Source organism: Pseudomonas asiatica, assembly GCF_009932335.1.
Classification (GTDB): Bacteria; Pseudomonadota; Gammaproteobacteria; order Pseudomonadales; family Pseudomonadaceae; genus Aquipseudomonas; species Aquipseudomonas asiatica.
The window spans coordinates 3,687,860-3,700,337 of record NZ_BLJF01000001.1 but is presented as its reverse complement, the minus strand read 5'-3'; the positions used below and the strand labels follow the sequence as shown (position 1 = coordinate 3,700,337).

General features: G+C 63.9%; 9 protein-coding genes. 5 read left to right on the top strand and 4 right to left on the bottom strand.

Features of this window, described 5'->3' with window-relative positions; translation table 11 throughout:
• Positions 1-120: 120 nt before the first annotated feature.
• Positions 121-1,371, bottom strand: a complete 1,251-nt coding sequence (locus tag GYA95_RS17200; protein ID WP_015271500.1) for a ribonucleotide-diphosphate reductase subunit beta — start codon at positions 1,369-1,371, stop codon at positions 121-123.
• Between the two features lie 246 nt (positions 1,372-1,617).
• The gene (locus tag GYA95_RS17195) at positions 1,618-4,497 is read right to left on the bottom strand and encodes a ribonucleoside-diphosphate reductase subunit alpha (protein WP_015271499.1); all 2,880 of its coding nucleotides are present in this window, start codon (positions 4,495-4,497) and stop codon (positions 1,618-1,620) included.
• Positions 4,498-5,310: 813 nt separating this feature from the next.
• On the opposite strand from GYA95_RS17195, the gene GYA95_RS17190 reads away from it, so the two are divergent.
• Positions 5,311-6,009 (top strand): response regulator transcription factor, encoded by a 699-nt coding sequence (locus GYA95_RS17190; RefSeq protein WP_015271498.1) that lies wholly within the window; start codon positions 5,311-5,313, stop codon positions 6,007-6,009.
• Positions 6,006-7,613: an ATP-binding protein gene (locus GYA95_RS17185; protein ID WP_161551455.1), complete on the top strand. Its 1,608-nt coding sequence runs from the start codon at positions 6,006-6,008 to the stop codon at positions 7,611-7,613. The genes GYA95_RS17190 and GYA95_RS17185 overlap by 4 nt, the downstream gene beginning before the upstream one ends.
• 3 nt (positions 7,614-7,616) lie before the next feature.
• Here the strand turns inward: GYA95_RS17185 and GYA95_RS17180 are convergent, their stop codons facing one another.
• On the bottom strand, positions 7,617-8,318 hold the full coding sequence (locus GYA95_RS17180) for a 4'-phosphopantetheinyl transferase family protein (RefSeq protein WP_015271496.1): 702 nt from the start codon (positions 8,316-8,318) through the stop codon (positions 7,617-7,619).
• A gap of 178 nt (positions 8,319-8,496) precedes the next feature.
• Positions 8,497-9,288, bottom strand: a complete 792-nt coding sequence (locus tag GYA95_RS17175) for a dienelactone hydrolase family protein (protein ID WP_015271495.1) — start codon at positions 9,286-9,288, stop codon at positions 8,497-8,499.
• Positions 9,289-9,417: 129 nt separating this feature from the next.
• On the opposite strand from GYA95_RS17175, the gene GYA95_RS17170 reads away from it, so the two are divergent.
• The 3 genes from GYA95_RS17170 to GYA95_RS17160 all read left to right on the top strand — a co-directional run bounded on the left by GYA95_RS17170 (position 9,418) and on the right by GYA95_RS17160 (position 12,194).
• Positions 9,418-10,023 (top strand): outer membrane beta-barrel protein, encoded by a 606-nt coding sequence (locus tag GYA95_RS17170; RefSeq protein ID WP_013973837.1) that lies wholly within the window; start codon positions 9,418-9,420, stop codon positions 10,021-10,023.
• 150 nt (positions 10,024-10,173) lie between these two features.
• Positions 10,174-10,851, top strand: a complete 678-nt coding sequence (locus tag GYA95_RS17165) for a response regulator (protein WP_004375868.1) — start codon at positions 10,174-10,176, stop codon at positions 10,849-10,851.
• Positions 10,848-12,194, top strand: a complete 1,347-nt coding sequence (locus tag GYA95_RS17160; protein WP_015271494.1) for an ATP-binding protein — start codon at positions 10,848-10,850, stop codon at positions 12,192-12,194. The genes GYA95_RS17165 and GYA95_RS17160 overlap by 4 nt, the downstream gene beginning before the upstream one ends.
• Positions 12,195-12,478: the final 284 nt, after the last annotated feature.

Below are 12,478 nucleotides of genomic sequence, written 5' to 3'. Positions count from 1 at the left end.
GTTATCGCGACGATACAAAAGTCACAATGAGAACCTTGTAGGAAGCTTCCTCTTCGGCATTTTTCCTGCCAATAAAAAAGGCTGCCAATCGGCAGCCTTCTCTGTGCTTCGCCCGGACTATCAATCCCAGCTCAACGCCCCGCCAGTCTGATACTCGATCACACGCGTCTCAAAGAAGTTCTTCTCTTTCTTCAAGTCCATGATCTCGCTCATCCACGGGAACGGGTTGGTAGTCCCTGGGTACTCTTCCTTCAGGCCAATCTGGGTCAGGCGACGGTTGGCGATGAACTTGAGGTAGTCTTCCATCATCGCTGCGTTCATGCCCAGCACGCCGCGTGGCATGGTGTCACGGGCGTATTCGATCTCCAGCTGGGTCCCTTGCAGGATCATCTGGGTCGCTTCTTCCTTCATCGCCGCGTCCCACAGGTGCGGGTTCTCGATCTTGATCTGGTTGATCACGTCGATACCGAAGTTCAGGTGCATCGACTCGTCACGCAGGATGTACTGGAACTGCTCGGCCACGCCGGTCATCTTGTTGCGGCGGCCCATGGACAGGATCTGGGTGAAGCCGCAGTAGAAGAAGATGCCTTCCAGTACGCAGTAGTAGGCGATCAGGTTGCGCAGCAGCTCTTTGTCGGTTTCGACGGTGCCGGTGTTGAATTCCGGGTCGGAGATGGCGCGGGTGTACTTCAGGCCCCAGGCGGCTTTCTTCGCTACCGACGGGATCTCGTGGTACATGTTGAAGATCTCGCCTTCATCCATGCCCAGCGACTCGATGCAGTACTGGTAGGCGTGGGTGTGGATCGCCTCTTCGAAGGCCTGGCGCAGGATGTACTGGCGGCACTCCGGGTTGGTGATCAGGCGGTACACGGCCAGGGCCAGGTTGTTGGCTACCAGCGAGTCGGCAGTGGAGAAGAAGCCGAGGTTGCGCATGACGATGCGACGCTCGTCTTCGGTCAGGCCGTCCATGCTCTTCCACAGGGCGATGTCGGCGGTCATGTTGACCTCTTGCGGCATCCAGTGGTTGGCGCAGCCGTCCAGGTACTTCTGCCAGGCCCAGTCGTACTTGAACGGTACCAGCTGGTTGAGGTCGGCGCGGCAGTTGATCATGCGCTTTTCGTCAACACGCACGCGGGCGCTGGAGCCTTCCAGCTCGGCCAGGCCTTCGGCGATGTCGAGGTCGTTCAGGGCAGCCTTGGCGCGCTTGACGGCGTCGGAGTCGTCGGCGGTGGCGGCACGGGCTTCCAGGGCGGCGGCACCACCGGCGCTGTCGAGCTTGTCGAGGGTGGCGGCGGCAGCGGCCTGCGCAGGGGTGTTGCCTTTGGCGGCTACTTCGCCGTCTTCTTTATCGAATTCGTCCCAACTCAGCATGGTGAGATGCTCCTGCTTGAGGGCCATCTATCAAGTATGGCCGGTGGATCTTGGTTGCGGTGCGGTGCACGCAAATCTGAGGTGCCCGAAAAGGGCTGGCCGCGGCTTTGCAGCCACGGCTTGTTGTGTCTTGCTGTGGAGAGGCGGCGGGAGTGCCGGCCTCATCGCGGGTGAACCCGCTCCCACAGGGTCCGCAGTGGTGCGGAAAACGCATTGAGGCTTCCCGCAGGAAGCCTCGGCCTGGCCTTACTGGCAGGCTTCGCAGTCAGGCTCGTCGATCGCGCAGGCCTTCGGCACTGGCGCAGGGCCGGCTGCCTGGACCGGGGCGCTGTCGCCACCGCTGGAAACGGCGTTGAGCTTGCCGGTGTTGATGGTCGACTTCTCGGTGCTGGTCGCGGCCAGGGCACGGAGGTAGTAGGTGGTCTTCAGGCCACGGTACCAGGCCATGCGGTAGGTAACGTCCAGCTTCTTGCCCGAGGCGCCGGCGATGTACAGGTTCAGCGACTGGGCCTGGTCGATCCACTTCTGGCGACGCGAGGCGGCATCGACAATCCACTTGGTCTCGACTTCGAACGCGGTGGCGTACAGGTCCTTCAGCTCTTGCGGGATACGCTCGATCTGCTGCACCGAACCGTCGTAGTACTTCAGGTCGTTGATCATTACCGAGTCCCACAGGCCACGGGCCTTCAGGTCGCGGACCAGGTACGGGTTGATCACGGTGAACTCGCCCGACAGGTTCGATTTCACGTACAGGTTCTGGTAGGTCGGCTCGATGGACTGCGACACGCCGGTGATGTTGGCGATGGTCGCGGTCGGCGCGATGGCCATGATGTTCGAGTTACGAATACCTTTCTTGACGCGCTCGCGCACCGGGGCCCAGTCCAGGGACTCTTCCAGGTTGACGTCGATGTACTTGGCGCCACGGGCCTCGATCAGGATCTGTTGCGAATCCAGCGGCAGGATGCCCTTGGACCACAGCGAACCCTGGAAGGTCTCGTACGCACCGCGCTCGTCGGCCAGGTCGCAGGACGCCTGGATGGCGTAGAAGCTGACCGCTTCCATCGACTTGTCGGCGAACTCGACGGCAGCATCGGAGCCGTACGGAATGTGCTGCAGGTACAGCGCATCCTGGAAGCCCATGATGCCCAGGCCGACCGGGCGGTGCTTGAAGTTCGAGTTACGCGCTTGCGGCACCGAGTAGTAGTTGATGTCGATCACGTTGTCGAGCATGCGCACGGCGGTGTTCACGGTGCGTTGCAGCTTGGCGGTATCCAGCTTGCCGTCGACGATGTGGTTCGGCAGGTTGATCGAGCCCAGGTTGCAGACCGCGATCTCGTCCTTGTTGGTGTTCAGGGTGATCTCGGTGCACAGGTTCGAGCTGTGGACCACGCCCACGTGCTGCTGCGGCGAACGCAGGTTGCACGGGTCCTTGAAGGTCAGCCACGGGTGGCCGGTCTCGAACAGCATCGACAGCATCTTGCGCCACAGGTCTTTGGCCTGGATGGTCTTGAACACCTTGATCTTGTTGTACTCGGTCAGGGCTTCGTAGTACTCGTAGCGCTCTTCGAAGGCCTTGCCGGTCAGGTCGTGCAGGTCTGGCACTTCCGAAGGCGAGAACAGGGTCCACTTGCCGTCATCGAAGACACGCTTCATGAACAGGTCAGGGATCCAGTTGGCGGTGTTCATGTCGTGGGTACGACGACGGTCATCACCGGTGTTCTTGCGCAGCTCGATGAATTCTTCGATGTCCAGGTGCCAGGTTTCCAGGTAGGCACACACGGCGCCCTTGCGCTTGCCACCCTGGTTGACGGCAACGGCGGTGTCGTTGACCACTTTCAGGAACGGAACCACGCCCTGGGATTTGCCGTTGGTGCCCTTGATGTAGGAGCCCAGTGCACGCACAGGGGTCCAGTCGTTGCCCAGGCCACCGGCGAATTTCGACAGCATCGCGTTGTCGTGGATCGCGTGGTAGATGCCCGACAGGTCGTCCGGCACGGTGGTCAGGTAGCAGCTGGACAGCTGCGGGCGCAGGGTGCCGGCGTTGAACAGGGTCGGGGTCGAGGCCATGTAGTCGAAGGACGACAACAGGTTGTAGAACTCGATGGCACGGGCTTCTTTGTCTTTCTCTTCCAGCGCCAGGCCCATGGCCACACGCATGAAGAACACCTGTGGCAGCTCGAAGCGCACGCCATCCTTGTGGATGAAGTAGCGGTCGTACAGAGTCTGCAGGCCCAGGTAGGTGAATTGCTGGTCACGCTCGTGGTCGATGGCCTTGCCCAGGCGCTCCAGGTCGTAGCCTTTCAGGGCCGGGTCCAGCAGCTCGAACTCGACGCCTTTCTCGACATAGGCCGGCAGGGCCTTGGCGTACAGGTCGGCCATTTCGTGGTGGGTGGCGCTCTCGGCCACGTTCAGGAAGCCCAGGCCTTCGGCACGCAGGGTGTCCATCAGCAGGCGGGCGGTCACGAACGAGTAGTTCGGCTCGCGCTCTACCAGGGTACGGGCGGTCATCACCAGGGCAGTGTTGACGTCCTTGATGGCCACGCCGTCGTACAGGTTCTTCAGGGTATCGCGCTGGATCAGGTCGCCATCGACTTCGGCCAGGCCTTCGCAGGCTTCGCTGATGATGGTGTTCAGGCGGGCCATGTCGAGCGGCGCCAGGCTGCCGTCGGCCAGGGTGATGCGGATGGTCGGGTGCGGCTCGACCACGGACTCGGCGTTCACGCGGGTGGCACGCTCCTTGGCGCGCTGCTCGCGGTAGATCACGTAGTCACGGGCGACTTTCTGCTCGCCGGCGCGCATCAGGGCCAGTTCGACCTGGTCCTGGATTTCTTCGATGTGGATGGTGCCACCCGATGGCATACGACGCTTGAACGTGGCGGTGACCTGCTCGGTCAGGCGCGCGACGGTGTCGTGGATGCGCGACGAAGCGGCGGCGGTGCCGCCTTCAACTGCGAGGAACGCCTTGGTGATGGCAACGGTGATCTTGTCGTCGGTGTAGGGGACGACAGTGCCGTTACGCTTGATCACACGCAGTTGGCCGGGAGCGGTGGCGGCCAGATCCTGGTTGGAATCGGCGGCCTGCGGCACCTTGGCCTGCGGGTTCTCGCGAGTTGTGTCGGTTTGCATGGGTGGGTGTCTCCACAGTTTCTATATTGTTCAGGCGCCTTTTGGGCGCCCACCGTTCCGTCCACTTGCTCGATGGCCTGGCGGGGATGGGCAATGCATGCGCATCCGCCCGCGCGGGCGTACCAACTTCGGGACAGACTCAGGAAAAAGGGGCAATGGCACGCCGCTCCCTGGCCGAAGTCAAAGGTTCTGGGCCGGGCCCAAAAACTGTTGCTGATGGATGCCAGGCCTGGCCTGCAACACCCATACCCGAACAAGGCCCTGGAGGGGCTTGCCTCGGTCGCCTCCGCAGGAGCGGTTTGGCTGCTGGAATCACTTGAAGTTCACCCGATAAATCGCTTGATTTTGCGGGTTGACTTTTGTGTGTGATTTTGCACGAAACCCTATATCTAGTGGTTCGCTGCGATCGGGATACAAGATAATGCGGTATCGGGGGCTTTGCAAGGCGAGCGCCTGTGGATAACTTGTGCGTACTTTGTGAGTGAATGGTGGGTATTCGCTGTAGGCCTTGTGCCAAGTGGTTTGCAGTATTTTTCTGCGTCTTGCAGCCCCGGGGCAGAATTTTTCGGGCGCGAACCCTATCACAAAAAACGGTTCAGTCGAGGGGCTGCGAGGCGGCTTGGCAGTGCCGGGGGTGGGACGTAGTATCCGAAGCAGATGTTGCCTTTTGGTTAAAGGGTTATGTTGCCTGCACCGACCCCTTCGCAGCACAAGGCTGCTCCTACCGGGGAGCGCCATACCTTGTAGGAGCAGCCTTGTGCTGCGAAGGGGCCGGTACAGGCAACAGAAGAACAACAAGATAAGGCACAAGCCATGGACCACCCCGCACCCCGCATCCTCATCGTCGAAGACGACCAGCGCCTGGCCGAGCTCACCGCCGAGTACCTGCAGGCCAACGGCTACGAAATCAGCGTCGAGGGCGATGGCGCCCGCGCCGCGCGGCGCATCGTCGACAGCCAGCCCGACCTGGTCATTCTCGACCTGATGCTGCCCGGCGAGGACGGCCTGAGCATCTGTCGCCGGGTGCGCAGCCAGTACCCCGGCCCAATCCTCATGCTGACCGCCCGCAGCGATGAACTCGACCAAGTCCAGGGCCTGGACCTTGGGGCCGATGACTATGTCTGCAAACCCGTACGCCCACGGCTCCTCCTTGCGCGTATCCAGGCACTGCTGCGCCGCAGCGAAGCACCGGACAGCAAGCGCCAGGACCTGGCCTTCGGCGCGCTGCGCATCGACAATCGCCTGCGCGAGGCGCGCCTGGGCGAACAGCTGATAGAGCTGACCGGCGCCGAATTCGACCTGCTCTGGCTGCTGGCCAGCAATGCCGGCCGGGTGCTGACGCGCGAGCAGATCTTCACCGCGCTACGGGGGGTCGGCTACGACGGGCAGGACCGCTCCATCGACATACGCATTTCCAAGATCCGCCCAAAGATCGGCGACGACCCGCTCCAGCCAAGGCTGATCAAGACACTTCGCAGCAAGGGCTACCTGTTCGTCGGCGAGGCCCCATGAACAATTCGATCTTCCTGCGTATCTATGGCGGCATGCTGGCCGTGCTGGTGCTGGTGGCCCTGCTCGGTGTACTCAGCCTGCACCTGGTCAACGAAGTGCGTGCCGCCCAGCACCGAGAAGGCCTGGCCCAGGGCACCTTCAGCCTGATGGCCGACAACCTGGCGCTGCAGAACGATACCGAGCGCAAGCGCTCGCTGCTGATCTGGGAGCGCCTGCTCGGCGTGCCACTGGCGCTGCAGCCCATGACCGCGCGCACACTCGATGGCGGTCAGCGGGCGCGCCTGTACCGCGGGCTGGTGGTGGTCGAGAAGACCGGCCCGCATGCGGCCGAGGTGCTACGCAAGGTCGGCCAGGAAGACCTGATGCTTGTGGCGCAGATCAAACAGATCAGCGAGCAACTGGCGCGGGCCACCCTCTATCTGCTGGCCGACGAACTGGTGCGCTACTCGGTGACCGAACAGCAGCAGCGCCTGGCACAGATCAAGAAAGAAAAGGGCTTCGGCTTTGGCGTGGCCTTGCAGCGCATCGAGCGGGTGAGCCTGGACGATGACCAGCGGCGCCGGGTCGAGGAGGGCGATACGGTCATGGCCCTGGGCAAGGATGGCGACTCGATCCGTGTGTTCGCCGGGCTGGCGGGTTCGCCCTGGGTGCTGGAAATCGGCCCGCTGTACCAGCTCAACCCCTATCCGCCGCAGTTGCTGATCCTGATAACCTTTCTTGGTCTGTGCCTGATCGGCCTGGTGGTCTACCTGCTGGTACGCCAACTGGAGCGGCGCGTGTCGGGCCTGGAGATTGCCGCCACGCGCATCGCCCAAGGCAGCCTGGACACCCGCGTGCCGGCCGGCGGCGCCGACTCGGTGGGGCGTCTGGCCGCGGCCTTCAACGGCATGGCCGAGCACCTGCAGCGCTCGCTGACCATGCAGCGCGAACTGGTGCGGGCGGTTTCCCACGAGCTGCGCACGCCAGTGGCACGTCTGCGCTTTGGCCTGGAGATGATCGAAAGTGCCACCAACGAGCAGGCCCGGGCCAAGCACCTGGCGGGCATGGATGGCGATATCCAGGACCTCGACAAGTTGGTCGACGAGATGCTCACCTACGCCCGCCTGGAGCAGGGCGCGCCGGCGCTGAAGTTCGAGCGGGTAGACCTGGATGCCTTGCTCGACCGGGTGATCGAAGAACTCGCGCCGTTGCGTGCCGAGGTAAGGGTGGTGCGCGGTGAGTGCCAGGGCGCCGCTGGCGAAGGCGCCTGGGTCGAAGCTGAACCGCGCTACCTGCACCGGGCGCTGCAGAACCTGGTGGGCAACGCCATGCGTCACGCCGAGGCCGAGGTGCGCCTGAGCTACCAGTTGGGGCAGCAACGCTGCCGCATCGATGTGGAGGATGACGGCCCGGGGATCCCCGAGGGCGTCTGGGACCGTATCTTCACACCGTTCACCCGCCTCGACGACAGCCGTACCCGCGCTTCGGGCGGGCATGGCCTGGGCTTGTCGATCGTGCGGCGGATCATCTACTGGCACGCGGGCCGAGCCACGGTGGGGCGCAGCGCCGCGCTGGGTGGCGCCTGCTTCAGCCTGAACTGGCCACGGCAGCAGGCACCGCTGTGACGGTCAGACGCTGACCAGGCTGAGCAGGTGGCCGTCCTGCAGGCAGAACTGGCCCTGCAGTTCGGCGCCATGCCGCCACTGCGGCGACAGGTCGGTGAGCAGTCGCAGGCGGGCCAGGCCTTCGGCGGACCAGTCCAGTACTTCGGCATGCTCGAAGTAGAAGCGCTGGCGGGTCAGCGGATAGAGCGTCTTGAACAGGCTTTCCTTCAGCGAGAAGGTCAGGGTGACTGCAAGGCCTGGCTGGCGGCGGTCGAGGCGTTCGAGCTCGGGCGGGGTGAGGATTTCGCCCATCAGTCGCTCGGCACGCTGGTCATCCAGCAACGCTTCCTGATCCAGGCCCAGGCCCTGGCAACTGCCCTCGGCAGCAACCACGGCAGCAGCCCAGCCTTTACCGTGGGTGATCGAGCCGTGGATGCCGGCGGGCCAGATGGGTGAGCGGTCCTCGTGGGTGCCGGGCACGTAGTCACGGCCGTCCAGGCGCTGCAGCGCGGCGCGGGCACATACCCGGCCAGCCAGGTACTCGGCCTGACGCTTGGCCACCGAGCGCTGCAGGCTGGCGCCTGGCACGACGCCGGCGCGCTGGAAGTCGTCGGGTGCCAGGCGGGTGGGGTCGAAGTAGCAACTGACCAGCACTGCGCCGGGTAGGGGGCGGGGCAGGGGCCAGTGGTGCTGGAGCGGGGCGCAGCAGGCGGGGAGTGTGTTCATGGGGGGGTATTGTGCCAGCCGAGGCGACGGTGTGGGAGATCGGATCGCAGGGGCTGCTTTGCAGCCCAATCGCCGGCAAGCCAGCTCCCACAGGTACAGGGCACGGCCCAAGCTTTGCGCGGCCCCTGTGGGAACTGGCTTGCCAGCGATTGGGCCGCAAAGCGGCCCCTCGCGTTGTTTACTTGAACACCTTCTTGAAGAACGCCTGCATATCCGCCCACGATCTTTCATCCGCCGCCTTGTTGTAGCCGATATCCGGCCCGCCATGCTCGCCATGGCTCAGCCGGTCTGCATCCGGGTTGGTAAACCCATGCTTGGCCCCTTCGATACTGACAAACTCATAGTTGACCTTGGCTGCATCCATCTCGGCCTTGAATGCCTCCACCTGCTGCTGAGTAACCATGCTGTCTGCCGCGCCGTGCTCGACCAGGATCTCCGCGCGTACCACCCCAGGCCTGGCCGGGGTCTGGGTGGCCAGTGCGCCATGGAAGCTCACCACGCCGTCCAGCTTTTCGCCGCGGCGTGCGGCATCCAGTACCACCTTGCCGCCGAAGCAATAACCGACCGCCCCCAACTGGTGCTTGTTGGTGTTCGGCTGCAGTTTCAGTAGTTCAAGGCCGGCATCGAAGCGCCGCTCCGCGGCCTTGGGGTCTTTCATCGCTGCTGTCATGAATGCCTTGGCGTCGGCAGGGTGCTCGGTTTGCTTGCCGTCGCCATACATGTCGATGGCCAGGGCGTTGTAGCCCAGTGCTGCCAGGTCGCGGGCGCGGCGCTTGGCATAGTCGTTCAGCCCCCACCATTCATGCACCACGACAATGCCGGGGCGCTTGCCTTCGATGGCGTCGTCATAGGCGTAGTAGCCGACCAGGCGATTGCCGTCGGCGTCCTGGTAGGGGATCTCGCGGGTTTGTACCGCCGCTTGGGCGAGGGCGGCGCTGCACATCAGGGTCAAGGCCAGCAGGGCGCGCATGGTCACTACTCCTTGTTCTTCAAACGGTTCGTTCAGCCGGGGTTCAGCCAGGGTTCAGTCGCGGTTCAGGGTGCCCTGCTTACTCTAGCTTCCAGACCGAAACAGCGCACTCAACTGGAGTATCCAGCCATGAAAACCTTCAACACCCTGCTTGCCGCCATGGCCGTCTGCGCCGCTGGCATTACCACCGCACAGGCCGCTGACGACAACTTCGCCAGCCTGACCTACGGCCAGACCAGCGACAAGGTTCGCAAGTCCGGCCTGCTGCAGCGCAACACCGACCACCTCAACGCCGACGGCATCATCGGCAAGGACGACACCTGGGGCGTGCGAGTGGGCAAGATCAATGACCAGGGCCGCTACTACATGACTTACGACAATGTCTCGGGCGACCACAGCGGCCTGAAGCTGCGCCAGGAAAACCTGCTGGGCAGCTACGACCTGTTCCTGCCGGTGGGAGATACCACCAAGCTGTTCGGCGGCGGCAGCCTGGGCGTGACCAAGCTGACCCAGGACTCGCCGGGGGCCAGCCGGGATACCGACTACGGTTACGCCTATGGCCTGCAGGCCGGCGTGATCCAGGACATCACCGACAAGGCTTCGGTGGAACTGGGCTACCGTTACCTGCGTACCAATGCTGCTACCGAAGTGGGTGCGCACGGCGGGCCGAAGGACGGCACCCTGCGCCTGACCAGCAGCGCGCAGACCTACCTGGCTGCAAGCTACAAGTTCTGACGGGCGAGCCGGGTTATCCTGTACCGGCCCTTTCGCGGGCACGCCCGCTCCCACAGGTACTGCACGAGCCTTGGAGCCTGTGCGATCCCTGTGGGAGCGGGCGTGCCCGCGAAGAGGCCGGTACAGGCAATACATATCAAGGAGCTGCACATGAAACTGCTGGTGGTCGAGGACGAAGCCCTGCTTCGCCATCACCTCTACACCCGCCTGGGCGAAGGCGGCCATGTGGTCGAGGCGGTCGCCGATGCCGAGGAGGCGCTTTACCAGGCCGGGCAATACCACTTCGACCTGGCCATCATCGACCTGGGCCTGCCCGGCATCAGCGGGCTGGAACTGATCACGCGCCTGCGCAGCCAGGACAAGACCTTCCCCATTCTCATCCTCACCGCCCGCGGCAACTGGCAGGACAAGGTCGAGGGCCTGGCCGCCGGTGCCGACGACTACCTGGTCAAGCCGTTCCAGTTCGAAGAACTCGAGGCACGCCTGAACGCCCTGCTGCGCCGCTCCAGCGGCTTCACCCAGTCGACCATTGCCGCCGGCCCGCTGGTGCTCGACCTCAACCGCAAGCAGGCGACGCTGGACGAGCAGCCCCTGGCCCTGACCGCCTACGAATACCGCATCCTCGAATACCTCATGCGCCATCACCAGCAGGTGGTGGCCAAGGACCGCCTGATGGAGCAGCTGTACCCAGGTGACGAGGAACGCGACCCCAATGTCATCGAAGTGCTGGTCGGCCGCTTGCGGCGCAAGCTCGAGGGCGAGCACGGCTTCAAACCGATCGACACTGTGCGCGGCCTGGGCTACCTGTTCACCGAGCGCTGCCGATGATCCGTTCGCTGCGGGTGCGCCTGATGCTGGCGGCCGCGGTGCTGGCGCTGCTGTTCATGCTGGCGTTGCTGCCGGCCTTGCAGAAGGCCTTCAGCCTGGCCCTGCAGGAGTCGATCGAACAACGCCTGGCCTCGGATGTGACCACGCTGATTTCCGCAGCGCGTATCGAACACGGCCAATTGCAGATGCCGACGCTGCTGCCGGACGAGCGCTACAACCTGCCGTACACCGGCTTGCTCGGCTATATCTTCGACCGCGACGGCAAGCTGGTCTGGCAGTCGCGGGCAACCGCCGCGCAAAACATCAACTACCGCCCACGCTACGACGGCCGCGGCAACGAATTCGCCCGCATTCACCAGGCCGACGGCGAAGAGTTCTTTGTGTACGACGTCGAGATCAAGCTGCTAGGTGGCCAGAGCGCCGCCTATAGCATCGTTGCCTTGCAACCTGTGCGCGAGTACCAGCACACCCTTGATGGCCTGCGCGAAAAGCTCTACCTGGGCTTTGGCGCGGCCTTGCTGGCGCTGCTGGTGCTGCTGTGGGCCGGTTTGACCTGGGGCTTGCGGTCGTTGCGCCGGCTCAGTCGCGAGCTGGACGACGTGGAGTCGGGAGTGCGGGATGGCCTGAGCGGCGAACACCCACGGGAGCTGCTGCGTCTGACCGGCTCGCTGAACCGCCTGTTGCGCAGCGAGCGCGAGCAGCGTCAGCGCTACCGTGATTCGCTCGATGACCTGGCGCACAGCCTGAAGACGCCGCTGGCGGTGTTGCAAGGGGTGGGCGAAAGCCTGCAGCAGCGTAGCGGCGAGCGCGAGCAGGCGCGCGTGCTGCAGAGCCAGATCGAGCGCATGAGCCAGCAGATCGACTACCAGTTGCAACGCGCCAGCCTGCGCAAGAGCGGCCTGGTACGCCACAGCGTGTTGCTGCGGCCGTTGCTCGAAAGCCTGTGCAGCACCTTGGCCAAGGTGTACCGGGACAAGCGGGTGGACGTGACCCTGCAACTGCCCGATGCGGCGCAGGTGCCGATGGAGCAGGGCGCGTTGCTGGAGCTGCTGGGCAACCTGCTGGAGAACGCCTACCGCCTGAGCTTGCGCCAGGTGCGCGTGAGCCTGGAGCAGGCGCCTGGGCAGTTGACCTTGTGCATCGAGGACGACGGGCCGGGGGTGCCGGCGGACCAGCGTGAGCGGATTCTGGAGCGTGGGGAGCGGCTGGACAGCCAGCACCCGGGGCAGGGGATCGGGCTGGCGGTGGTCAAGGATATCGTCGACAGCTATGACGCCGAGCTGAGCCTGGGGGATTCTCCTCTGGGGGGCGCTGCGTTCAGGATTACCTTCAACCTCGAGTGATTTGCTGGCTTGGCCGGCCTCTTCGCGGGTTTACCCGCGCCGGAACAGGCAAACCACAATGGGCGGATTCCCGCCAATGCCCCTGTACAAATCCCGCCACCGGGCGGAAATCCGCCAGCCTTCCTCAGGCAATTCGCCCCGTCGTTGGGCGTTTATCCCTCGCAAATACGGCACTTGCACCCTTCGTGGGCATTTTGGCACCACCCTTGCTATTGATCCTCGCAGAGGCCTGCCCAGGCAGCTCGAACACAACGACAAATCCCTCCGGGTGCAGGAGGGTTAGC